The organism is Mycobacteriales bacterium (assembly GCA_035550055.1).
Lineage (GTDB): Bacteria > Actinomycetota > Actinomycetes > JAFAQI01 > JAFAQI01 > DASZTV01.
On record DASZRO010000080.1, the window covers coordinates 67,476 to 89,410 of the forward strand.

Genomic DNA, 21,935 nt, shown 5'->3' on the forward strand with positions numbered 1-21,935 from the left:
GCGTGGGGAGGTAGGGCCGTGGCCAACCGTCGTGGTTCCGTCGCCATCTCCTCTCTCGAGTCCCACCCCAACGCCCTCGAGATCCTCGCCATCACCTCGCGGCTGCCGTGCATCACCGACGACCAGCTGATCCAGCTCGCGGCCGCCTGGGAGAACACCTCTGAGCTCGGCGAGGCCCGCCGCCACGCCCTCGAACCCGACTCCCCGCTGGTGTTCGAGGCGCTGTCCCGGTTCGAGACCGTCCAGGTGCTCTTCGCCGAGGAGATCCGCGGCGGCGAGGAGTACCTCGGCGTGGAGCCGGAGGCCGCCTCGACCGCGTTGAAGGCGATCCGGGACGCGATCGCCGCGGCGTACGCCCGCCCCGCCATCACCGCCGCAGAACACGCGGTCCTGACCAAGGCGTGGCGGGTCGCCTTCCCGGAGGACCGCATCGCGACGCCCGACCTCGGCACGCGGCCCGGCGACGTCACCAGCCTGCTCCACGCGCTGCCCCGGCTCGCCGCGACCTGTCATGACAACGCCGCCGCAGCCGACTACGCCGCGATCCTCGACGCGAGTTTCGCCGCGGACGAGGACATCCACTGGGCCGCCCGTGAAGAGGCCTGGCACGCCGCGGTGCTGACCTCGCGACGGCGCATGTGGTGGCTCATCCGGCACACCGCCGACTGCGAACGCGCCCGCTACTGCCTGACCTGCCGGCAACGCGAGCGCTCCTCCGAGACCGAGCGCGTCCTCACCTTCGTGGCGGACGCCGCCTGCGGGCTGCTGGTGTCAGGAACCCTCGACGAGGACATCGTCGAGGTCCTCACCACACCGGTCGAGTCCCTCGTCGCGACCTGAGCACCCGCGCGCCTGGCGCCTGGCAAACGGTCCGGTCCACGACCCGCCGGGATTGCCGAGCGGCTTTCGCGGATACATATCGGCCATGCACGTACGGCGGGAGCGGCGATGAGCTCGCCGTGGGCGCTGGCGGTGCTGCTGTTCACCCCCAGCCTGTTCGGCCTGGCGCTGCTGATGAACTGGCTGGAGACGCACTTCACTCACCAGCTGGTCGCCGACGAGCTTGCCATCGCGTGGCGGTCGACGGAGTCCGCCGACGACCTCGAGGAGGAGGTCGGCCGCATCGTCGCCCGCGTGATGGTGGACTCTGCGGCCAATCGGCCGGGGCTTGTGAAGACCTAGCGCCAGCCCAGCGGCCCTAGGTCTTCACAAGCCCTTCCGGGCCGCGGTGGAGCTAGACGGCGGCGCTGAGCCAGCGGACGGGCGTACCGTCGCCGCTGCGCCGGTAGATCTCGAGCTCGTCGTCCCACGCCGTCCCCAGCAGCCGCTCGATCGAGTGCCGCATCGACGGCAGGTCGCTGCCGTCGGCCAACAGCGCCCGCAGCCGGTCCTCCTGGACCAGTACGTCGCCGTTGGCGCTCATCGAGGCCCGGAACACGCCGAGGTCGGGCGTCATCGAGTACCGCTCGCCGTCACTGCCCTCGCTGGGCTCCTCGGTGATCTCGACGCGCAGCAGCGGCCAGGTGCGAAGCGCGTTGGCGAGCCGCCCGGCGGTGCCCGCCGGACCCCGCCAGCCGGTCTGCGCGCGCAGGCAGCCGGGCGCGATCGGCTGCTCGTGCCAGTCCAGCTTCACGGGCACGTTGAGGACGCCCGCAACCGCCCACTCCAGGTGGGGCTGCACCGCAGGCGGGCACGAGTGCACGAACAGCACACCGCGAGCGCTCACCGTGACCTCCGTCGTCGTGTCGAGGGTTCGCCTTCCCCAGCGCTCTCGACTGCGACGTCGCCATCCCGGCGGGTGCGCGTCCATTGTGCATCATCCGCCCCACAAGCACCAGCACCGCGCGGCGACGTTTGAGGCCCGGGTAACTTCAGGGCGTGCGGTACGTCGCTCTGGTCGTGATCGCGGCCGTGTTCCTTACCGGCGTCGTGTGGTGGGCGTTGTTCCTCGGCAACGCCGTCGTCGGCCTGGTACGCCGCAAGTAGGTGCCGCCGACCACCCGCGCCGCGGTCACCGTCCTGGCGGCGCTCGGCACGCTAACCGCCGGCTGCGGGGGCGGGTCCGCGCCGGCCGCGAGCACCCCGCCGGGGGTGCGCACACCGCCGAGCATCGCGGCGTTCCTACGACTGCCGGTGGCGACCCCGACCGCCTGCCCGAGCAACGTGAGCGGCTCGTCGGACGGCCGCCGCTCGCCGTGGTCGGGCCACGTGGACGTCTCGATCTTCCTCAAACCCGGCGACACCCCCGCTCAGATCGCGGAGGTCGGCAAGCGGCTGCACGCCGCCCTCATCGTCGAGAAGACCTACTTCGAGTCCCAGGCGGAGGCGTACGCCGAGTTCCAACGCCTCTACACCTGCTCCGCCGAGGTCCCGCGGTCCGACACCCCCGCGTCCTACCGGCTCGTGCTGGAGCTGACCTCCACGGTGGGCCAGCGCAACGCCCTCGTCGCGCGGCTGCTGAAAGACCCGGCGGTGGACACCGCCAGCTGCGACCCGGCTTTGCCCTGCACCGACGTGGTCAACTCCGCCTCGGCCGCCCCGCGGCGCTAGCCCGAGGCGCGCACGCCGATCCCGACCGGGATCGCCCGCTGCCGGTTGCCGTGCGGCGCGGTCTCCAGCGTGAGTGTGTTCGGGTGCCCGGGCAGCCGCGCGACCATCTCCGTCGAGGTTCCGCCGTCCAACGTGTAGCCGTTCACAGCGCGCAGGTCGGTGAGCACCGCGGACAGCTGGTTCCAGTCGAGGCCGAACCGGTCGGGACCCTGCGGGCTCTCGGCGGTGAGCAGGAGCAGCGTGGTGCGGCTGCGGGTCCACGCGATCGCGGTGCGGGCAGCCAGCACGTCACGGTCGCAGATCAGGTTCGTCCGTGGCTGGTCGGCCTGGGAGATCACCTGGGTGCCGGTGCCGTACGCCTGGGCGAACGGCACCGGCGCGTTGGTCGCCACGCTCGCGGTGACGCCGATCGCGGCGTTGTTGGCCAGTGACCTGAGCCAGCGGATGGCCTGGTCGCCGCGCGCGACCAGCATCGAGCCGCCGGCCGGCGGAGTGCGCAGCCTGCCGAGCGGGCCGGCGATGTGGCTCGCTCGGACCGGACGGGTCCGCGCATCGGAGGGCAGCGCGAACGGGTGGTGCCCCCACGCAGGGGTGATCACGGAAAGGCCGGGCGGCGGCGTGACGTCGTTGATCGCGCTGAGCACCATCACCGAGTCCGCCGACCGCACGCTGCCGACCAGCCACGCCTTGCCGTCCTCGGGCAGCTCGTCGGTCCCGAGACCGACCACGCGCTGCGGGGTGGAGGTCAGCACCATCGGGACCCCGCCCGCGATGTAGGGCACGACGGGCGGGCCGTAGTCGAGGCTGAAGTACTGCGCGTTGGTCGCCGCGACGATGCCGGGACGATCGGCGAGCGAGGTGAGGTAGTGCACCGACGCGAGGTCGTCGTTGAGCGGCACGATCCCGACGCCGGGCTGGGTGAGATCGACGCTGAGCACCCGGATGGCGACCCGGCCGCGCGAGCCGGTGATCGACGTGGACGCCAGCGTCACGCCCGGGGCGAGGGTCAGCTGCGCCCAGTTGTAGTCGGTGTCGGCGGAGGTGGTCGCGCCGGGACAGAAGCCACCGGCCGAGGGTCGGGCGGCCGCCGGGGCACCGCCGAGCAGCAATCCCCCGGCCGCGGTCGCGACGGTCGCGAGCAGGGCGGTACGAGGTGCCAGACGCATCGCTACTGCCTCCTCGCCGAGGTGCGGTGAGTGGTGGTGTCGACGCGGGCCGCGTCGTCCAGCTCGACATATCCCGGAGCCGCCGCGCGCAACCCGACGATCAGCTCCGGGACGAGAAGAGCCAACACGAACACCAGCGGACCACGCCACGAGTTCGTTACCGCATGAAGGGCGCCGAACGCCAGCGGGCCGACGCCTGCGATGACATAGCCGATCGACTGCATCATCGTCGACAGCTGGGCGGTCGCGGCATGCGTCCGCGCGCGCAACACGAGCATGACGAGCGTCCACGGGAACGCCGCGCCCTGCCCGAAGCCGAGGAACACCAGCCACAGCAGCGCAGGCCTGGTCGGCGAGAGCAGGATCCCCAGGAAGCCGACCGCAGAGGAGGCAACGATCGCGCTGACCAAAAGATGCTGGCGCGCGAGCCGGCTGGCCAGCGACGGCACCACCAACGCGACGGGCAGTTGGATCAGGACCAGCAGCGCCAGCAGGCCGCCGGCCTTCGAGTCGGAGTAGCCGTGATCCTGGTAGATCGACGGCAGCCAGTTGACGACGACGTACACGTTGAGCGACTGCAGGCCGAAGAACACGGTGATCATCCACGCCAGCGGGCTGCGCAGCACCGCCCGGGTCAGCCGGGGCGCCTCCCCCTCGTCACGCAACGGACGTCGCCACGCGAACGGCAGCCAGACGAGCAGCGTCAGCCCGCTCAGCGCCGCCCAGATGCCGAGCCCGGCCCGCCAGCCGGCGTCGAGCGCGTCGGCGATCGGCACCGTGAGCCCCCCGGCGAGGGCCACCGATCCGATCGTGGCGGTCGTCGACAGGCCCAGCATCAGCCCGGTTCGGCGAGGGAACTCCCGGCGTGCCACCACCGGCATCAGCACGTTGGCGATCGCGATGCCGGCCGCGGCGAGCAACGTCCCGGCGAACAGCGTGACGGCGTCCGGCCCGATGCGCAGCACCGACCCGGCGGTGAGCATTGCCAGCACCAGCAGCAGAGCGCGGCGCAACCCGAGCCGGTGCGAGACCACCGGCCCGACGAGGGCGAGCACGCCGAAGCAGAACACCGGCAGCGCAGTGAGCACCGAGGTGGCGGCGCTGGACAGGCCCAGGCCGGCGCGCACGTTGTCGAGCTCCGGGCCGAGGCTCGCGATGACGAGCCGGAGGTTGATCGCGACGAGCACGACCGCGGCGGCGAGCCCGACCGAGCCGTCCTCCTCTGGACTGTTCAACGCGGCGAGAGGCTCAGTGAAGCGCCGGCTCGTGGTCGCTGTGGCCGGCCGGCTCGAGCTGGAAGGTCGAGTGCGCGACGTCGAAGTGACCGGCCAGGCACGCCTGCAGCTCGTCCAGCAGCGCCGGCGCGCGCCCGGTCGTGAAGCAGTCCTCGTTGATGACGACGTGGACCGACAGGGCGGGCAGGCCCGAGGTGACGGTCCACACGTGCAGGTCGTGGACGTCCACGACGTACGACGCGTCGAGCAGGTGCTCGCGCACGAGAGCAAGGTCGACGTCGCTCGGCGCCGCCTCGAGCAGCACCCGCCCGGAGTCACGCAGGAGCGAGCGCGCCGAACGCAGCAGGATCACGACGAGCAGCAGCGACGCGACCGGGTCGGCACGATGCCACCCGATGCCGACGATGACGGCGCCCGCCGCGATGGAGGCGGCGAAGCCGAACGCATCGGTGACGACGTGCGCCATCGCGCCGCCCACGTTCATCGACTTGCGGTCGGTGCGCGACAGCACTCCCACCACCGCCAGGTTGATCGCCAGGCCGGCCACGCCGGCGGCGATCATCGCGGTGCCGTTCGGGTGTGAGGGCGTGATCAACCGATGAATCGCTTCGGCGGTGATGATGAGCGCGATCACCCCGAGGGTCACGCCGTTCACCGCCGCGGAGAGCACCTCGGCCCGGGCGAGCCCGAAGGTCCAGTGGCCGGTCGCCGGCCGGCGGGCCAGCCGCGCGGCAGCCGCTGTCGCGGCCAGAGCCACCACGTCGGTGACCCCGTGGCCGGCGTCGGCGAGCAACGCAAGTGAGTGGAAAGCAATCGCGACGACGGCCTCGCCGACGACGAACAGGGCGAGCAGCGACGTCGCGAGGACGAGCAGCCGATCGTCGCGGTTCACCGCTCGATGGTGGCACGGTCGGGTCGGCGGATTAGTCGCCTGCGCGCCGGGCAGACCGGATGATCATGTTCCGGATCCTGCCGACCCTCGTCGTCGTCTGGCTGCTGATCGGCGCGCTCGCCGGCTGGCAGCGTCACTACTACCACGGTCACAACGCGTCGTGCGCGAAGGCCGGGACGATCGCCGCGACCGTCTTCGCCGGACCGCTCAACTACGTGGGCGCGAACCCGAAGGTGCACTGCCGCCTGCCGCAGCCCAGCAAGTAGCCGACGCCGCGCCTTTCCCCGCTCGACCCCCGCTCGACTTGACATCGCCGTCGATCTGGCCCACTATCTCGATATATCGCGAGCGTCTTGAGAGACATCGAATAGCCATCACGGCTCTGTCATCGACGGCTCCGGCGCGCGCACCCCAACCAAGGAGAACGAGTTGTTTCACGACCATCACGACGAGGCCGGTGCGACCCGCCGGCACCCCCGCAGCCGGCACGCCGATCGCCACGCGGAGCGGCACGCTCATCGCCACGGCGGGCGACGCCATCACGACTGGGACTTCGGCGCCCGCCGCTTCGACTCCGGCCACCGGGCAGGTCGCGGCGACGTCCGCGCCGCGGTCCTGGCGTTGCTCGCCGAGGAACCGATGCACGGCTACCAGATGATCCAGGAGCTGGCCGAGCGAAGCGGTGGCGCCTGGACGCCGAGCCCCGGCTCGGTCTACCCGGCACTGCAGCTGCTCCAAGACCAGGGACTGGTGACGGCGGCCGAGGCCGACGGCAAGCGCGTGTTCTCGCTGACCCCGTCCGGCCAGGAAGCCGCCGCTGCGCGCGGCGAGGCTCCTCTGCCGTGGGAGGCGGCGGCGCGCGGGGCGCGCGGCGGGTTCAGCCAGCTGCGCGAGCTGCTCGGGCAGGTCATCGCGGCGACCAAGCAGGTCGCCTCCGCGGGCAGCGAGGCCCAGATCGAACGCGCCGCCGACGTACTGCGCACCAGCCGCCGGGAGCTCTACCGGATCCTCGCGGAGGACGACACGCAGCAGCAGAGCTAGTCCGCGACGACCACCGACGGCACAGCCGCCGCGAGCGGCATCCGGCTGACGAGGATCACGTTGCGGTCGCTCGGCTGACCGGCGCCGTCGGCCGGCTCCCCCGCCGGGCGCTGCCAGTTGTTCGCGGCGATCTCTCTGGACAACCCCGCCAGGCCGATCGGGTCGAGGCGACCGGACCAGCTCACCTCCCCGGCGTGATCGAGCACCGTGGCGCCGATCACGAGCCGCGCTCCGACCTGGAGCAGCTCGACGATGCGTGCCTGCTGCGGCCAGTCGATGTGGGACGCGGTCGTGATCTGCCACCAGGCCAGCGAACCGTCGGCTCGGCGCTGCGCGGTGACCCGGTGCTCATGGGTGTGACCGTTGACCCAGGCGACCAGGCATGTGTGGCGCAGCAGCATCTCGCGCAGCTCGTCAACCAGCACCGGCGACGGGAAGCCCCGCGGGTGGCGGTCGTTGACGAGCGTCTCGAGCGGGTGGTGGCTGAACAACACGGTCGGCCGGTCGGCGGCCGCGAGGACCGCCTCGAGCCAGGCGAACTGCGCGCGGTCCAGGCAGCCCTGCCACCCGCCGTGCTCGTTCACGGTGTCGAGCACGACGCAGCGCACCGCTGGGCTGTCCCACGTGTAGTACGCCGTGTCCCGGGCGCGGTTGTCCTCGGTGTAGCCGTGCCCGGGTGGCGAGCCGGGCGAGTCGAGGTGGGCCGCGACATGTTCGGCGCGGGTCACGTGACGGCGGTCCGGGTCCGACGTGACCGTCACCCGGCGTGACCCGACGAGCAGGTCGAGCGCCTGCGGTCGGCAGTCGTAGAGGGCGGCGACGAGGCCGGCCGCGTCCAGGCCGTCGGGCGCAGTGACCGCTTTGTCGGTGCCGGTCGAGATGCCGGCGTAGCGGCCCGTGCTCGGGACGGTTCCCTGGATCAGCAGGTCGTGGTTGCCGTGCACCGCCAGCCACGGCGCGTCGAGCCCGGTGGCGGGGAACGGCGTCGTCGCGGCGGCGAGCAGCCCGTCGGCGCGGGGCAGCCCGCGCGCCGCGGCCAGGTCGGCACGCGCGCCGTCGGGATGCCAGTAGCGCTCGTCGTCGTCGACCACGCCGCCGACCCCTTCCCAGACACCGGCCTGTCCCGAGCCGGGCTCGATCACCGTCCCGCCGTCCAGCAGGCCGAGGTAGTTGCGCAGCTCGTTTCGCTGCGCGTTGTCGGTCATGTCGCCGGTGACGACGACGACCTCGACCGGCGCCCCGGAGACCGGACCGCACCGAGCCGCGTTGACTGCCTGCACCATCGCGGCCACGACGTGGGTCGTGAACGGCTCCTGAGGCCGGTACATCCCGATCTCGGGCAGCTCGGCGCGCCACGGCGAGTCCGGGTCGGCGTAGCGGTCGATCAGCTCGAAGCGCGCCGGAGACTGGGCGTCCATCACGTGCAGGTCCGACAGCTGGGCCAGCACGAGGAGCGGCACGGCGACCTCGCGCCAACCCTCCGGCAGCTCGACGCCGTCGTCGGCGTACACGCAGTGCGGTTCGCCGGGCGCCGGCTCGAGAGCGCGGTACCCGCGGTCGTTGCGAACGCCGGGAACCAACCGGCGCTCGACGGTGGTCACTGCGGGACGTCCACCAGCACCCGCGGTGCGATCAGCGTGACCCTGACCGGGTCGCCCGGGGTGATCGCGGTGGCCGCGTCGCTCGACACGTCCACCCACACCGCGCTGTCGCCGGACAGCTGCACGCCGAGCCGGGTGACCGCGCCGCGGAAGCTGTGCGAGGTGACGATCGCGTCGCCGTTGCGGTCGGGTACGACGCCGAGCCCTTCGGGACGCACCAGGACGTCGACGACGCCGCGCGCCTGCGGTGGTCCGGTGAACGGCACGGTGGCGCCCAGCACCATGACCTGCGACTCGGCGGTCTGCCCCGGGATCCGGTTCATGGTCCCGACGAACTCCGCGACGAACGGCGTGGCGGGCTGGGTGTACAGCTCGGTCGGGGACGCCACCTGCTCGAGCCGGCCGTTGCGCATCACGCCGACCCGGTCGGCCATCGACAGCGCCTCCTCCTGGTCGTGCGTGACGATAAGCGTCGTCGTGCCGAGCCGCTGTTGCAGCGAGCGGATCTGGTCGCGCAGCGCGATGCGCACCTTGGCGTCGAGTGCCGACAGCGGTTCGTCGAGCAGCAACACTCGTGGCTCGATCGCGAGCGCCCGCGCGAGCGCGACCCGCTGCTGCTGGCCGCCGGACATCTGGTGGGGGTAGCGCTTGGCCTGCGGGGCGAGCCCGACCATGTCGAGCAGCTCCTGCGCGGCGTTGCGGCGTGCGGGGCCGGCCTGCCGGCGCAGCCGCAGACCGTAGGCGACGTTGTCGAGCGCGGTCATCGTCGGGAACAGGCTGTAGCTCTGGAACACCATCCCCATGTCGCGCTTTCGCGCCGGGACCTCGGTGATGTCGCGCCCGTCGACGAGGACCTGGCCGGTGTCGGCGTGCTCGAAGCCGGCGAGCACCCGCAGCGCCGTGGTCTTGCCGCAGCCTGACGGGCCGAGCAGAGCGAGCAGCTCTCCGGGGGCGATGTCGACGCTCAGGCCGTCGAGCGCCGTCGTCGCGCCGAAGCGTCGGGTCACCTCTTGGAACGACACGTGCGCCCCGCCGGCCGCAACCGGTGCGACGGCCGGACGTGATGTGGCGGCGGTACGGCGCTTGAGCCGCGATCCGGTGGTCAGCTCGGTCATCCGGTTTCCTCTCGGTTACGACGGCCGCGGCGCCGGCCCCCGAGGACCGAGATCACCAGCAGAATCCCCCAGGTCACGACGAGGGCGAGGATCGAGGCGCCGACCGAGGTCTGCGCGGCGTACTGGTCGCTCGTGACGATCCACACCGGGAACGTCGTGTACTGGTCGAGCGTCGCCATCGTGTACTCGCCCAGCACCAGCGCCACGGTGAGCACGGTCGCCGACATCACCGCCGCGCGCAGGTTCGGGAGCAGGACGCTCCACAGCGTCGACAGCCAGCCGCCGCCGAGGGACCGCGACGCGTCGACCATCGTCCGAAGGTCGAACGAGCGCAGCCCGGCGTCGAGTGACCGGTACGCGAACGGCATGGCGAGGACGACGTACTCCAGCGCCAGCAGGTACGGCGTGCCCTTGAGCTTCGTCGGTGCGACCTGCAGCACGCCGACGATCAGCACCACCGGCGGGATCACGATCGGCAGGATGGTCAGCCCGTCGAGCAGCCGGCGCAGCTTCGGCAGCCGCAGATGGACGAAGACCGCGGTCGGCACCATCAGGACGAGCGTGATGATCGTCGTGACCAGCGCCAGCTTCAACGACAGCTTGAACGCGTCGCCGAAGCCGGGCTGCCGCGGGATGCTGCGGAACCCTTCGAAGCTGAAGTGATGGGTGTCGCTGGTGAGCGCGAACTTGACCCCGGCGTAGAGCGGGAGCAGCAGGTACAGAGCAGCGATGATCAAGATGACGTGGCGCGACACTCCGCTGCGCAGCTGCGCCCTGGCGCGCGCCCGGCTGCGCGATCGCGGCGGCGACGGCAGCTGCACGTCGGTGGCCAGGCCGCGCAACCCGATCTCCGGCGCGGTCATGCGCTCGCCCATCTCGCGGCCCGGCGCTGGAGGATCGCGTAGATCCCCATGACCACCGCGATGATCACGAGCATCCCGGCGGCCAGTGCCTTGCCGACGTTCTCCTGGCCGGGCAGCACGTTGCCGTTCAGGAACGAGCCGATCTGGATCGGGGTGAGCGGGATGGTGCCGCTGGTGAGCGCCTCCGCGGTGGCGTACGCCGAGAACGCGCTGCCGAACAGCAGCAGCGTGGCGCCGAGGAACGCCGGCAGGATGGCGGGCCCGGCGACGTGGCGCCAGTAGGACAGGCCGTTGCCGCCGAGGTTGTCCGACGCCTCCCGCCAGGCGGGCTTGAGCCCTTCGAACGCCGGCAGGATCACCAACACCATGAGCGGGATCTGGAAGTAGAGGTACACGGCGGCGACGGCGTTGAAGCTGTGCACGTTGGGCACCCAGTGGATCCCGATGTCGCCGAGCCAGCTGTTGGTGACGCTGACCGGGCCCCACGTCGAGATGAACAGGAAGGCGAGCGGCACGCCGCCGAAGTTGGCGAACACGCCGGACAACGACACGACGAACTTGCGCAGGAAGGCATCAGGCGGCGACTTGTGGATCGCCTGGGCGATGACGAACCCCAGGATCGCCGGGACGATCGAGGCGATCAGCGAGAGCTTGATGCTCCTCTCGTAGCCGGTGCGGTAGACGCCGGTCGTCGCGATGTGGAAGTTGTGAAGCGTGGCGTGGCCGTCGGGAGTCTTGAAGGCACCGACGATCACCGCGACGGCCGGGACGAGCAGGAAGACCGTGATGTAAGCGAGGAACGGCAGCAGCCCGCCCAGCACGCTCATCCGCCGGAGGAGTGAGCGCAGCTGGACGGGCATCGCCGCTGTTTGCTTCAACAGGAGTGACGTCGGGCGGGAGCTAGCCGCCGACCTCGGTCGGCCAGTCCTTGGCGACCTCGGCCTGGGCAGCGGTCAGCTGGGCGGCCGTCGGGAACGACAGCTTCGGGTCGGGGACGGCCGGCAGCGCCTTGTACGCCGCCTCGTCGACCGTGCCGTCGCTCACCAGCGTGCCGAGCTCAGCCGGACGCGCGAAGCCCTGCAGCCACAGGTTCTGGCCTTCCTGGGAGTACAGGTACTCCTCCCACAGCCGTGCCGCTGCCGGGTCCGGAGCGGACGCGCTGATCGCCTGCGAGTAGTAGCTCGCGTACTGGCCGTCGGTCGGGATCACGATCTTGTAGCCCGGCACGTGCGGCGCGACCTCGGAGGCCTGCAGGTAGTCCCAGTAGATGAAGATCGGGGTCTGCCCGCTCTGCACCGTCGTGGCGCTGCTGGTGCCCGGCACAAAGTTGCCGACCGACTTCAACTGCTTGAAGTAGTCGATGCCCGGCTTGATGTTCGCGAACGACCCGCCGTTGGCAAGCGCCGCGGCGTAGACGGCCGCGAAACCGGCGCCTGTCTCGGTCGGGTCGCCGTTGATGCCGACCTGGTTCTTGTAGATCGGGTTGAGCAGGTCCTTGAACGACGTCGGCGGCGTCTTGACCTTCGACGGGTCGTAGCCGATCGAGACGTAGCCGCCGTAGTCGTCGAACCAGTGGCCGTCGGCGTCCTTCTCGGCTGCCGGGATGTCGTTCCACGTCGCGACCTTGTACGGCGCGAGCAGACCGTCGTTGGTCGCGGTGATTGCGAACGACGTACCCATGTCGAGGACGTCCGGGGCGCGGCTTTGCCCCTTCAGCTGCTGCATCGCGTTGATCTCGTCCTGCGAGGAGCCGTCGGGGTTCGCGTCGTTGATCTTGATGCCGTACTTCTTGCTGAAGCTGTCCATGATGTTGCCGTAGTTCGCCCAGTCGCGAGGCAACGTGATGACGTTGAGCGTGCCTTCCGCCTTCGCGGCCGCCACGAGCGCATCCATCCCGCCCCCGTCCGCCGCGGACTGCGTCGTCGACCAGTCGGTGGTGCCGGTGGTCGAGGAGGTGTCCGTCGCGGAGCCCCCGCCGCTGCTGCTGCTGCCGCAGGCCGCGAGGGTGATGAGAAGTGCCGCTCCAGCGGCGCTTGCAGCGACTGTGCGTCGCTTGCCAAAGGTTGAGGTCATGGCGTGAAGACTCTTGGCGGTCGTTGACCAGCAGGTGAAGGCCTCACGACCTTTCGTGGGCGGCACCCCGAACAGTTGCGTCGACAGACACCCGTCCGGCGACCTCACGCAACGTCGGCAGCCACGACTCGAGAGGCTCGACGGCCTCGCCGGCGATCTTCGCCGCCTCGTCGTACCGGCGCAGCGTGACGGCGTCGTCCGACCACGGCCGCTGCTCGAACTGCTCCACCTCGACGGCGGTCATCCGGCCGCCTTGCAGCTCGAGGCTCGCGACGCTGGCGGGCGACAGCCGCTGCGAGTAGTCGTCGTCCGTGGTCACGAGGTATCGCTTCGCGGGCACGTGGAGCTCGACCAGGGCCGCCACCCGTGGGCCGAGCACCGGCGCGACGAAGTCCGCGCCGACGCGGCCGTGCGCGGCTTCGTCGTTGTCGGTGAGGGTCTGGCCGATGTCGTGGACGAGCGCGGCCACCTGGAGCTCGAGGTCCTCGGGATGGCGCACCCGGGCCAACCGGGCGCACTGCAGACCGTGGTCGAGCAGGCTGAAGCCACCGTTCTCCCCGCCGGCGTCGAGGTCGCTCGCGCCGATCTCGAGCAGGTCGACGATCTCGTCGAGGTCTGCTGCCACCAACCTCATGGCGCGCTCCTCGTGGCGAGGTCGGCGAGCTCGGTCACGTCCGTCACCACCTCGTCGGCCCCGGCCGCGCGCAGGTCGGCTTCCGACCCGGCACCGGTGAGCACCCCGACGACGAGGCCGGCGCCGGCTCGGCGTCCGGTCTCGATGTCGCTGGGGGTGTCTCCGACCACCGCGACCTCCGACATCCGGTCTGCCTGCAGCTGCAGCGCCGCCGTCCAGATCATGTCCGGCCACGGTCGGCCACGACCGGCGTCTCCCGGTGACAGGACGAGATCCACCGCGTCGCCCCAGCCGAGACAGTCCAGGATCTGGTCACGGGTGACCGGCGAGAAGCCGGTCGTCAGGCACACCGCCGTGCCGCCCGCGCGCAGCTTGTCCAACAGCTCCCGGGCACCCGGGATCGCGTTCACCTGGCCCGCGGCCACGGCTTCGGCGTACGCGTCCTCGAACGCCTGGTTTGCCCGCTCGGCGGTCTCGGCGTCACCGAAGATCCGGGTGAACACCGCGATCTTCGACTGCCCCATCGTCGCCTCGACGATCTGGGTCGCGCTCACCCAGCGCTCGGATCCGGCGTCCACCCCGACGGCGCGCATCGCCGCGTCGAACGACGCGTTGACGACCCCGTCGTCGGCGACGGTCGTCCCTGCCATGTCCAGGCAGGCGAGTGTGATCGTCATGCCGCCGCCTCGAAGGTCTCCTCGGCGATCGCCGGCGAGCAGGTCATCCCGCGGCCTCCCGCGCCGGTGACGAGCACCACCCGGTCCGCCACGTCGTGGCGGGCGTAGATGCGCTCGTCGGTGGTCTGGCTGTAGACGCCGGCCCAGCGGCGTACGACGCGGGGCATGTCCGGACCGATCACAGCGGCGGCGCGGCGGTAGAGCTCGTCGTACGGCGGCTCTTCGACGTCGAACCCGAACGGCTCGTCGTAGCCGTGGGTGTCGCCGATGGTGAGCGAGCCGTCGATGCGTTGTGCCATCAGCAGTTGCAGTCCCGACTGCGCCGCCACCGGCGGCTGCGGCGGCAACGACGCGAGATCGAGGCCGGCGTACGCGGGGTAGTAACGCAGCGAGTCCGCGTCGGCGACCGACGTCGTGAGGGTCGTCCCGAGCGGCGCGGTCTGCATCATCTGCAGCCGGACCCGGCGTACACCGGTGCGCAGCCACCCCGCGAACGGGCCGCTGTGCGCGGCGCCGGGGCAGACCACCACCAGGTCGCCGTCCCACCACACGCCCTCGTCGTCGCGCACCCCGCCGTCGCGGACGTCGACGACGGCGCACGCCGGGCGCCAGGTGTAGTCGGGGTCGTCGGCCAGCTTCGCGACGATGGCGGCGCAGGCGAGCCGGGGCTCGACCAGCGCGTCGCGATCGCACCACAGCGCGCCGTGCAACTTGCCGGCGAGTCCGGGATTACGAGCTCGGACCTCGTCCGGGTCGAGCAGGTGGAACCCGCGTGCGCCGGCGTCCGGCAGGTCGGCCGCCTGCTGCACCACCCGCCACTCGTCGTCGTTGACGGCCAACGTCATCGAGCCACCGCTGCGCAGGGCCACAGCGGGCACGTCGGAAGCGACCGCGTCCCAGAGCTCGCGGGCCCGCAGCGCGAGGTCGAGCTCAGCGCCCGGCTTGCGGCCACTGACCCAGACCAGACCGAAGTTGCGCACGCTGGCGCCGCGCGCGGCGACCTCGCGTTCGAGGTGCACCACCTGGTAGCCGCGCCGCCTGCCGTGCCAGGCGTGCATAGCGCCCAGGATCCCGCCGCCGACCACGACCAGCCGTTGCCGCACGACGCCATCGTGACGGCGCGATCTGACCCCACGGTGACGTCAGATGGCCACCGCGTGAACATTCACCGAAGTGGGCTCTTACCCTCATACGAACCACCTGCTCGTGGCCGGATCGATGATCAGGTGCTGATCACGGTGATCGCGCAACGGGGGCCGTGCGCCGAGGCCAAGCGTCGGTCCGCAGTGAGCAGGGCACAGCCGAGTTGCTCGGCCAGGGCGACGTAGGTCGCGTCGTAGGCGCTGAGATTCGCGCGAAGCTCGTAGGCGCGAGGCATGAACGGCAGCACCGGGTAGCGGTCTGCCGGTACCGCACCCAGGTCGTCGACGGCCGCCGCGAACCGTCGTGCGGTCATGGTCTTGGCCAGCCAGCGGCGACGCAGGACCGACACGACCTCCACGTCAACCAAGTCCGGAACGCTGAGTTGTTCACCGCGAAGCGCCGCGCGAGCGCGGTCGCCGTCGGCTCCGTCGTCACCGACCACATTGGCGAGCACCGACGCATCGACAACAATCACCGACGGTCTCGATCAGCCGCCAAGTCCTGCACCGCCTGCTCGAGGCCGACATGGCCACCGTGACGAGTGGCGATCCGGGCGAGCACCTCGTCCATGGACGGTCGTTCAGCAAGACGGCGAAGCTCGCCAGCCAGGTACTGCTGCAGCGACTGCCCGAGCCCCTCGGCCCGGGCCTGCAACCGGGTGTGAACACTCGCGGGCACATCGCGAATCAACACGTTTGGCATGCTTACATTGTGCAAGCACCAACCCGGCGGTGCAAGCCCCAAGCGCGGCCACCCGGTTCGCGCAATGGCTCGTGCCGCTACGCCGAGACCCCAGATTCACGGGTCTGAAGAAAACGATCGGTGGGGCAGGCAGGACTCGAACCTGCGGCCTAGGGATTATGAGTCCCCTGCTCTAACCAGCTGAGCTACTGCCCCGCTGGGGGCTCCCACGCCGGACTGTGGCTCCCCCGTCTGGACTCGAACCAGAAACCTATCGGTTAACAGCCGATTGCTCTGCCAATTGAGCTACAGGGGACCGGGTGGGCGGTCGTGCACCGCCCGGCTGGCCATCAGACTACCGTGAAGTGGTGCGAAGGATTCTGCTCTCACCCAAGTGGTGGGCAGGGCATCTCCTCGTCGTGATCGCCGTCCTCGTGATGTTGCGGCTCGGGCTGTGGCAGTGGCACCGCTCGCAGTCCGGCAGTGGCGGAATCCAGAACTACGCGTACGCGTTCCAGTGGCCCTGCTTCGCGGTGTTCGCGATCGTGCTGTGGGTCAAGACGATCCGGCTCGAGCTCAGCGACGACGAGGATCGCCAGGAGTCCCGCTTCGGCGCGAAGCCGCTGCCCGAGCCGAAGATCAAGCGGGTGGCCGGCGTACGCATCGGCATCATGACCACCGCCGAGCCGGTCGATGACGACGACCCCGAGGTGGCCGAGTACAACGCGCGGCTGGCCCGCATGAACGCTCGCGCCGAGGCCGCCGAAGCCGGCGGCCGAGTGGGGCGCTGACCGTGGCGGGGGGCGTGCTCGACTTCCGCAGCGTCGACGGAGCCTTGCTGCGCTACCGGGTCGTCGCGATCATCGTGAGCGTTCTGCTGGTGGTGCTGTTCTTCGTCGGGATCCCGCTGGAGTTCGCCGGTGACCATCCCGGTGTCGACCGCATCGTCGGGGTGGTGCACGGCGCGATCTTCTTTCCGCTCTACATCATCTTGACCTTCGACCTCACCCGACGGATGCGGATGTCGCCGATCCAGCTGGTCCTGACGGTGCTGGCCGGCACGGTGCCGGTCGCCTCGTTCTACGCCGAGCGCTACACGACGCGCTACATGCGCGAGCGCCAAGCGGCGCTCGCGGCGGTCGCCGTCGCCGACGTGCCGCCGACGAACTAGGCGGCAGGCGGCACCGGGGCCGAGGGGCGCCCCGACGACGCGGCGAAGCCACCGGAGGCCATGACGCGCATCACCGTGGCGACCGCCTGAACCACGACCAGGATCAGCAGGATCCAGCCGCCCCACCGCAGGCCGACACTCGCGTCGGCGCCGCTGTAGCTGGGCAGGTCGAAGCTCTTGATGATGACGAAGAGCGCACCGAGGCAGGACAGGCCGGCGGCGACGACCTCGTAGCTGGTCGGCAGCTCAGGCAGGTTGGCGCCGGCGAAGGTCTGGGCCGCCACGACCACCAGGCCCAGCAGCAGCAGGACCAGCCCGAACGCCGCGAGACCGTGCCAGGCGTTGACCGTGGCGCTGCCGGCGCCGAAGGCCGCAAGCTCACCTTTGAACTTCACGCCGTACCAGGGAAGGAAGGAGGCGACGAAGACGAGCACACCGGCACCGAGTGCGATCTGGTCGTTACGTGAAAGCGACTTGAAGTCGGGCGCGGACATCGACATGCGAGAACTCCCCCTCTGAGGCCGATCCAGGTGGCTTGATCCTGTCGTTCCGATGCCAGAACAACAAGCATTGACCTTTCGGCGATTCGCTACTAGTGCGCAGGCCGATCGCCGGCGTGCACGACGCGCAGCACGCTGACCAGCGCCTCGATCACGACGAGGACCACCAGGATCCAGCCGCCCCACTCGAGATGGGTCGTCGCGCCGGCGACCAGCGGGGTGGGCAGCGAGAAGCTCTTGAGCAACACGAAGGCGGCACCGAGACAGGCCAGCACCGCCGCGACGATCGGCCCGAGCCACCTCGGCCGCTCCTCGCCGAGCATCGGCTCCGCCGCGGTCGCGACCGCCGAGAACAGCAACAGGATCACGCCGACGCCGGCAAGCCCGTGCCAGGCGTCGACGGAACCGTTGACGCCGGACTCCGCAAGACCGCCGTCGAACTTCACGCCGTACCACGGCAGAAACGACGCGATGAAGACCAGGACACCGGCACCGACGGCGACGAGGTCGTGCCGCGACATCGGAGCAGACATCTCGGGGTCGTAGTCGGTCACTGCAGCTCCCCCACCGCCTTGGCCCGCAAGCCCTTCTTGTGGCGCTCCAGCTCGATCAGCTCCCCGAACATCCGGTTGTACTCCGCCGGGCTCTCGACCGGGTTGAGGCGTTGCAGCTTCGACTTGAGGTCCTGGATCCGGCGGGTCAGCGCCATCTCCTCCAGCCGGACCAGCAGCGCCTCGGCGTAGCGCGGGTCGGCTTCGTCCTTCGCCTGCAACGCCTCCACCGCGAGCTCGGTGACGAGGTCGCGGACCGAGTCGGTCTCCGCGGCCTCGGTGAGCCGGGTGACCCACTCGGTGCCGCCGCTCGATCGCGCCGCGCCGCCGGACTTCGCGACGGCCGTCGCGACCGCGGCGTACGCCGGCGACACGAAGCACTCCTCACCCAGACCGTCGAAGACCGGGCCGGCCAGCGCCGGTCGCTGCACCACCAGCTTGGCGACCTCGCGTTCGACGACGAGGCTCGGGTCCCGCGGGTCCGGGATCGCGACGGTGCGACGGCGACTGGCGGCCGGTGGCGCCTGGTCTGCCGGCCGGCCGCCCGCACCGTGACGCACCCGGTCGAGAACGGGCTCGACCTCCATGCCGAGCCAGCCGGCGAGTCGCCGGGCGTACTCGTCGCGCAGCGACGTGTCCTTGAGCTGCGCCACCACCGGCGCGGTCGCGGCCAGCGCGCCCACCCGGCCCTCGGGGATCGTCAGGTCGTAGCGCTCGAGGGCCGCCCGGATCGCGAACTCGGCGAGCGGGATGTGGCTGGCGATGAGGTCGCGTACGGCGAGGTCGCCCCGCTGCTGGCGCAGCTCACACGGGTCGAGTCCGTCCGGCTGGACCGCGACGAAGGTCTGGGTGACGAACTTCTGCTCTCCGGCGAACGCCTTGAGCGCCGCGTTGCGCCCCGCCTCGTCGCCGTCGAAGGTGTAGATGACCCGGCCGCGCAGCTCGTCCTGGTCCATGAGCAGCCGCCGCAGGATGGCGATGTGCTCGTCGCCGAACGCGGTGCCGCACGTCGCGACGGCCGTGGTCTCCCCCGCGAGATGGCAGGCCATCACGTCGGTGTAGCCCTCGACGACCACTGCCTTGCCGGTCGTCGCAATGTCGTGCTTGGCCAGGTCCACGCCGTAGAGCACCTGGCTCTTCTTGTAAAGCGGCGTCTCCGGCGTATTGAGGTACTTCGGACCCTGGTCGTCCTCGCGCAGCCGGCGCGCACCGAAGCCGATGATGTCGCCCTTGCGGTCGCGGATCGGCCAGATCAGCCGGCCGCGGAACCGGTCGATCGGGCCTCGCTGCCCCTGACTGGCGATGCCCGCAGCCAGCAGCTCGGCGTCGGAGAAGCCTTTACGGCGCAGGTGGTTGACGGTGATGTCCCAGCCGTTCGGGGCGTAACCGACGCTGAACCGCGCCCAGGCGGCCTCGTCGAAGCCGCGCTCGATGAGGAACCGCCGGGCGATCTCGGCCTCAGGACTCACCAGCGAGGCGGTGAAGAACGCCGACGCCTCGATGTGGGCGTCGAGCAGCCGCTGCCGCTGACCACCGCCCTTCGCCGGCGCCGCCCCGCCCTCTTCGCGGCGCAGCTCGACTCCCGCCTTGCGAGCCAGCACCTCGATCGCGTCGGAGAAGTCGAGGTGCTCCATCTCCCGCACGAAGGTGATCGCGTCACCCGACGCGCCGCAGCCGAAGCACTTGTAGAAGCCGAGCGTGGTGTTGACGTTGAACGAGGGCGTCTTCTCCTCGTGGAACGGGCAGAGCCCCTTCAGCCGCCCGGCGCCCGCGCTGCGCAGCGCGACGTAGTCGCCGATGATCGCTTCCAGCGGCACCCGCTCGCGGACCGCCGCGATGTCCTCGTCGCGGATCCGGCCAGCCATCGCCTCACTTTACGACCTCCCGCCCACACCCCGGGTTGCATGAAAGAACACGTGTGCCCGGCCACCAACGGTCCCTCACCAACGTCTGTCCACCGCCACGCGAAAGACCTGCACGACGGCCGCTGACCGGGTTGACCCTGTGGCGGTGCTCAACCCCCGGCGTGACCGCGCGCTGATGTCGCTGGGTCACGAGACCGCCGGCGCAGTGGACCTCTCCGCCTGCCGCGCCGCGGGGCTGAGCAGCACCCGTATCCACTGGCTTGTGGAGTCCGGCCGGTGGCAATCGCCGCTGCCTCGCGTCTACGTCACCTTCAGCGGCCCGCTACCACTCGAGACGATGCTCCATGCGGCCCTGCACTACGCGGGAGCAGGCGCGGCTGTCAGCCACGAATCCGCCGGCGCGATGTGGCGATTGTGCAAGACGCCGGGGGCGATCCACGTCACCATCCCGTATCTCCGCGACGTCCAGGCCCAGCCTGGACTCGTGCTCCATCGTTCGCGGACCCTCGACTCCAACGCGGTGCACCCCTCACTGCGGCCCAGCCGAACCACCATCGAACGAACCGTGATGGACCTGCTGGCGGCCAGGAGGACCGCAGACTCGGCGCTCGGCCTGGTCGCCGACGCGGTGCGATCCCGCCAGACCACCCCGGAGCGTCTGCGGCGCGCCATCCGGGACCTGCCGAAGACCCGCTGGCGAAAAGTCGTCCTCGACGCGCTCCCTGATTTGGACGCCGGAGCACACTCACAGCTCGAACTGCGTGACGCCGCACTACGCCGGCGTCACGGTCTACCCCAAGGGGTGCGGCAGTCGCGACGCCTGGCCGATGGCACCGAGTACCTCGATGTCGTCATCGAGGAGTACGACGTACACATCGAGCTCGATGGACGCCTCGGACACGATGCCGCGCGCGAGGTGTGGCGGGACATGCGCCGCGACAACCGCAGCGAGGTCGCAGGAATGCGGCATCTGCGTTACGGCTGGGCCGACATCCTCGACCGGCCCTGCGAGGTCGCCGCCCAGCAGGCGAAGGTGCTACGCCAGCAGGGCTGGCCCGGGAGACTGAGGTCGTGCGGTAACCGGTGCGTGAAGACCCTGGTGTAGCCGGCTACCGCTGACCCTTCACGAACTGCTCCCGCGGCGTCAGGCGGGGCGGCGCAGCTCCACCTGCATCGAGCCGGTCCGCCCGGTCAGCGTCTTCTGGACGATGTCCACGATCGTGAAGATCGACAGCAGGATGAAGCTCTGCAGGCCCGGCTGGAAGATCGACACGGGCGGGAACAGCCGGTCGGCCAGCTTGTCGCCTCGGCGCTCACGCAGCCAGGCGTGACAGGTCCAGTTCCAGAACACCGGATTGACCTCGTAGTCGATGGACTCGAGGGTCAGCCCGACCTCGCCGGCGAGTCGCTCGGCGGACTTCGGGTCGTAGAGCGTCCAGTGGCGCGGGAAGTGCCAACCGCCCCAGAACCGGCCGAAGCGACGTACGTCGGCGGAGTCGACGTTCGGGGTGGCGAACATGAACAGCCCACCCGGCTTGAGCAGCTGAGCCGCCCGGCGGGCGAAGCCGGTGGGGTCGTCGACGTGCTCGATGACGTGGCTGGCCACGATCAGGTCGAAGGTGCCGTCGGGCAGCTCGGTGTCGACCTCGAACCGTCCCGCGACCGCGATGTGGCCGGCCTTGCGGGCCTGCTCGACCGCGGCCTCGCCGATGTCGATGCCGTAGGTCTCGATCGTGCGGCCCGGGATCGCCTCGCGATACCAGGTCAGCAGCCGCCCGTCGGCGCAGCCGACGTCGAGCACCCTGACCGGCCCGTCACCGGGAGCGGCACGCTCCATCAGCTTGCGGAAGCGCTTCTGGTAGCGCTTGGTCTTGATGCGCTCCCCCAGCCCTGGTGAGCCGCCGTCGTCGTGGACCAGGTGGTAGGCGTAGTACTCCGCCGGATAGATCCGGCCGAGCTCGCTGACCGCGGGCCGCGGGTTGAGCCGGACCAGGCCGCACGCCTTGCACCGCACGATCGGGAACAGCGCGTTGGTGGTGTTGGAGTACTCGTGCTCGCGGCCTTCGAACAGCACCTCGTCGTCGTGCGCCCCGCAGCCGGTGCACGGGACGTCCTCGGTCTCGATCGGCGCCGCGGGATCCTGCCGCGCAGCAGACTGCGTCATCTCGGAGCCGACG

The 21,935-nt window shown here is 70.6% G+C and carries 26 protein-coding genes and 2 tRNA genes; 8 read left to right on the forward strand and 20 right to left on the reverse strand.

The window, feature by feature from the left end; genetic code table 11:
- The first annotated feature begins 18 nt into the window (after positions 1-18).
- Positions 19-840, forward strand: a complete 822-nt coding sequence (locus tag VG899_11950) for a hypothetical protein (GenBank protein HWA67067.1) — start codon at positions 19-21, stop codon at positions 838-840.
- A 108-nt stretch (positions 841-948) separates the two neighbouring features.
- A complete protein-coding gene (locus VG899_11955) occupies positions 949-1,182 on the forward strand; it encodes a hypothetical protein (protein ID HWA67068.1) in 234 nt (77 codons plus the stop codon).
- 52 nt (positions 1,183-1,234) lie between these two features.
- Here the strand turns inward: VG899_11955 and VG899_11960 are convergent, their stop codons facing one another.
- On the reverse strand, positions 1,235-1,726 hold the full coding sequence (locus VG899_11960; GenBank protein HWA67069.1) for a DUF3145 domain-containing protein: 492 nt from the start codon (positions 1,724-1,726) through the stop codon (positions 1,235-1,237).
- Between the two features lie 260 nt (positions 1,727-1,986).
- Here VG899_11960 and VG899_11965 point away from each other — a divergent pair, with 260 nt between their 5' ends.
- Positions 1,987-2,550, forward strand: coding sequence for a permease-like cell division protein FtsX (locus VG899_11965; protein HWA67070.1), 564 nt, complete (start codon positions 1,987-1,989; stop codon positions 2,548-2,550).
- On the opposite strand, the gene VG899_11970 is transcribed toward VG899_11965, so the two are convergent.
- Genes VG899_11970 through VG899_11980 form a run of 3 tightly spaced genes read right to left on the reverse strand, consistent with a single transcriptional unit; the run spans position 2,547 to position 5,843 of the window.
- A complete protein-coding gene (locus tag VG899_11970) occupies positions 2,547-3,716 on the reverse strand; it encodes a phosphodiester glycosidase family protein (GenBank protein ID HWA67071.1) in 1,170 nt (389 codons plus the stop codon). The genes VG899_11965 and VG899_11970 overlap by 4 nt on opposite strands.
- 2 nt (positions 3,717-3,718) lie before the next feature.
- On the reverse strand, positions 3,719-4,951 hold the full coding sequence (locus tag VG899_11975; protein ID HWA67072.1) for an MFS transporter: 1,233 nt from the start codon (positions 4,949-4,951) through the stop codon (positions 3,719-3,721).
- A 13-nt stretch (positions 4,952-4,964) separates the two neighbouring features.
- A complete protein-coding gene (locus tag VG899_11980) occupies positions 4,965-5,843 on the reverse strand; it encodes a cation diffusion facilitator family transporter (GenBank protein HWA67073.1) in 879 nt (292 codons plus the stop codon).
- Positions 5,844-5,902: 59 nt separating this feature from the next.
- Here VG899_11980 and VG899_11985 point away from each other — a divergent pair, with 59 nt between their 5' ends.
- Both VG899_11985 and VG899_11990 read left to right on the forward strand, forming a co-directional pair.
- Entirely contained in the window at positions 5,903-6,109 is a 207-nt protein-coding gene (locus VG899_11985; protein HWA67074.1) for a hypothetical protein, read from the forward strand.
- A gap of 163 nt (positions 6,110-6,272) precedes the next feature.
- Positions 6,273-6,884, forward strand: a complete 612-nt coding sequence (locus VG899_11990) for a PadR family transcriptional regulator (GenBank protein ID HWA67075.1) — start codon at positions 6,273-6,275, stop codon at positions 6,882-6,884.
- Here VG899_11990 and VG899_11995 read toward each other — a convergent pair.
- The 12 genes from VG899_11995 to VG899_12050 form a co-directional block, all read right to left on the reverse strand.
- A complete protein-coding gene (locus VG899_11995) occupies positions 6,881-8,485 on the reverse strand; it encodes a TIGR03767 family metallophosphoesterase (protein HWA67076.1) in 1,605 nt (534 codons plus the stop codon). The two genes, VG899_11990 and VG899_11995, sit on opposite strands and share 4 nt — an antisense overlap.
- On the reverse strand, positions 8,482-9,600 hold the full coding sequence (locus tag VG899_12000; protein HWA67077.1) for an ABC transporter ATP-binding protein: 1,119 nt from the start codon (positions 9,598-9,600) through the stop codon (positions 8,482-8,484). Before VG899_12000 ends, VG899_11995 begins: the two co-directional genes overlap by 4 nt.
- Positions 9,597-10,463 carry an ABC transporter permease subunit gene (locus VG899_12005; GenBank protein ID HWA67078.1) on the reverse strand — a complete coding sequence of 289 codons (867 nt, stop codon included), beginning with the start codon at positions 10,461-10,463 and terminating at the stop codon, positions 9,597-9,599. The genes VG899_12000 and VG899_12005 overlap by 4 nt, the downstream gene beginning before the upstream one ends.
- Positions 10,460-11,323, reverse strand: a complete 864-nt coding sequence (locus tag VG899_12010; protein ID HWA67079.1) for an ABC transporter permease subunit — start codon at positions 11,321-11,323, stop codon at positions 10,460-10,462. The genes VG899_12005 and VG899_12010 overlap by 4 nt, the downstream gene beginning before the upstream one ends.
- Positions 11,324-11,363: 40 nt before the next feature.
- A complete protein-coding gene (locus VG899_12015; protein ID HWA67080.1) occupies positions 11,364-12,536 on the reverse strand; it encodes an ABC transporter substrate-binding protein in 1,173 nt (390 codons plus the stop codon).
- 43 nt (positions 12,537-12,579) lie between these two features.
- Positions 12,580-13,170: an HD domain-containing protein gene (locus VG899_12020; protein ID HWA67081.1), complete on the reverse strand. Its 591-nt coding sequence runs from the start codon at positions 13,168-13,170 to the stop codon at positions 12,580-12,582.
- A complete protein-coding gene (locus tag VG899_12025; protein HWA67082.1) occupies positions 13,167-13,847 on the reverse strand; it encodes an HAD-IA family hydrolase in 681 nt (226 codons plus the stop codon). Before VG899_12025 ends, VG899_12020 begins: the two co-directional genes overlap by 4 nt.
- Positions 13,844-14,950, reverse strand: a complete 1,107-nt coding sequence (locus VG899_12030; GenBank protein HWA67083.1) for a TIGR03364 family FAD-dependent oxidoreductase — start codon at positions 14,948-14,950, stop codon at positions 13,844-13,846. The genes VG899_12025 and VG899_12030 overlap by 4 nt, the downstream gene beginning before the upstream one ends.
- Positions 14,951-15,069: 119 nt before the next feature.
- The gene (locus VG899_12035) at positions 15,070-15,465 is read right to left on the reverse strand and encodes a type II toxin-antitoxin system VapC family toxin (GenBank protein HWA67084.1); all 396 of its coding nucleotides are present in this window, start codon (positions 15,463-15,465) and stop codon (positions 15,070-15,072) included.
- Positions 15,462-15,692, reverse strand: a complete 231-nt coding sequence (locus VG899_12040) for a hypothetical protein (GenBank protein ID HWA67085.1) — start codon at positions 15,690-15,692, stop codon at positions 15,462-15,464. The genes VG899_12035 and VG899_12040 overlap by 4 nt, the downstream gene beginning before the upstream one ends.
- Positions 15,693-15,813: 121 nt before the next feature.
- Positions 15,814-15,887: transfer RNA gene (locus VG899_12045), tRNA-Ile, on the reverse strand.
- Positions 15,888-15,911: 24 nt separating this feature from the next.
- Positions 15,912-15,987: transfer RNA gene (locus VG899_12050), tRNA-Asn, on the reverse strand.
- A 52-nt stretch (positions 15,988-16,039) separates the two neighbouring features.
- On the opposite strand from VG899_12050, the gene VG899_12055 reads away from it, so the two are divergent.
- Together VG899_12055 and VG899_12060 are read left to right on the forward strand one after the other, a co-directional pair.
- On the forward strand, positions 16,040-16,462 hold the full coding sequence (locus VG899_12055; protein ID HWA67086.1) for a transcriptional regulator: 423 nt from the start codon (positions 16,040-16,042) through the stop codon (positions 16,460-16,462).
- Positions 16,463-16,464: 2 nt separating this feature from the next.
- The gene (locus VG899_12060; protein HWA67087.1) at positions 16,465-16,842 is read left to right on the forward strand and encodes a DUF3817 domain-containing protein; all 378 of its coding nucleotides are present in this window, start codon (positions 16,465-16,467) and stop codon (positions 16,840-16,842) included.
- Here VG899_12060 and VG899_12065 read toward each other — a convergent pair.
- From VG899_12065 to dnaG, 3 genes are all read right to left on the reverse strand, one after another.
- Positions 16,839-17,342, reverse strand: a complete 504-nt coding sequence (locus VG899_12065) for a DUF5336 domain-containing protein (protein ID HWA67088.1) — start codon at positions 17,340-17,342, stop codon at positions 16,839-16,841. The two genes, VG899_12060 and VG899_12065, sit on opposite strands and share 4 nt — an antisense overlap.
- 92 nt (positions 17,343-17,434) lie before the next feature.
- A complete protein-coding gene (locus VG899_12070; GenBank protein HWA67089.1) occupies positions 17,435-17,896 on the reverse strand; it encodes a DUF5336 domain-containing protein in 462 nt (153 codons plus the stop codon).
- Positions 17,893-19,758, reverse strand: coding sequence for a DNA primase (dnaG, locus tag VG899_12075; protein HWA67090.1), 1,866 nt, complete (start codon positions 19,756-19,758; stop codon positions 17,893-17,895). Before dnaG ends, VG899_12070 begins: the two co-directional genes overlap by 4 nt.
- Positions 19,759-19,903: 145 nt before the next feature.
- On the opposite strand from dnaG, the gene VG899_12080 reads away from it, so the two are divergent.
- Positions 19,904-20,863: a hypothetical protein gene (locus VG899_12080; protein HWA67091.1), complete on the forward strand. Its 960-nt coding sequence runs from the start codon at positions 19,904-19,906 to the stop codon at positions 20,861-20,863.
- 39 nt (positions 20,864-20,902) lie between these two features.
- Here the strand turns inward: VG899_12080 and VG899_12085 are convergent, their stop codons facing one another.
- Positions 20,903-21,922 carry a class I SAM-dependent methyltransferase gene (locus tag VG899_12085; GenBank protein HWA67092.1) on the reverse strand — a complete coding sequence of 340 codons (1,020 nt, stop codon included), beginning with the start codon at positions 21,920-21,922 and terminating at the stop codon, positions 20,903-20,905.
- Positions 21,923-21,935 lie beyond the last annotated feature (13 nt).

Excerpts from the sequence above, each read along its gene's own strand:
- VG899_11955 (HWA67068.1), top strand. The coding sequence starts at position 949 with ATGAGCTCGCCGTGGGCGCTGGCGGTGCTGCTGTTCACCCCCAGCCTG.
- VG899_11970 (HWA67071.1), bottom strand. The coding sequence starts at position 3,716 with ATGCGTCTGGCACCTCGTACCGCCCTGCTCGCGACCGTCGCGACCGCG.
- VG899_11985 (HWA67074.1), top strand. The coding sequence starts at position 5,903 with ATGATCATGTTCCGGATCCTGCCGACCCTCGTCGTCGTCTGGCTGCTG.
- VG899_12000 (HWA67077.1), bottom strand. The coding sequence starts at position 9,600 with ATGACCGAGCTGACCACCGGATCGCGGCTCAAGCGCCGTACCGCCGCC.
- VG899_12005 (HWA67078.1), bottom strand. The coding sequence starts at position 10,463 with ATGACCGCGCCGGAGATCGGGTTGCGCGGCCTGGCCACCGACGTGCAG.
- VG899_12010 (HWA67079.1), bottom strand. The coding sequence starts at position 11,323 with ATGCCCGTCCAGCTGCGCTCACTCCTCCGGCGGATGAGCGTGCTGGGC.
- VG899_12015 (HWA67080.1), bottom strand. The coding sequence starts at position 12,536 with ATGACCTCAACCTTTGGCAAGCGACGCACAGTCGCTGCAAGCGCCGCT.
- VG899_12020 (HWA67081.1), bottom strand. The coding sequence starts at position 13,170 with ATGAGGTTGGTGGCAGCAGACCTCGACGAGATCGTCGACCTGCTCGAG.
- VG899_12025 (HWA67082.1), bottom strand. The coding sequence starts at position 13,847 with ATGACGATCACACTCGCCTGCCTGGACATGGCAGGGACGACCGTCGCC.
- VG899_12040 (HWA67085.1), bottom strand. The coding sequence starts at position 15,692 with ATGCCAAACGTGTTGATTCGCGATGTGCCCGCGAGTGTTCACACCCGG.
- VG899_12065 (HWA67088.1), bottom strand. The coding sequence starts at position 17,342 with ATGTCGATGTCCGCGCCCGACTTCAAGTCGCTTTCACGTAACGACCAG.
- dnaG (HWA67090.1), bottom strand. The coding sequence starts at position 19,758 with ATGGCTGGCCGGATCCGCGACGAGGACATCGCGGCGGTCCGCGAGCGG.
- VG899_12085 (HWA67092.1), bottom strand. The coding sequence starts at position 21,922 with ATGACGCAGTCTGCTGCGCGGCAGGATCCCGCGGCGCCGATCGAGACC.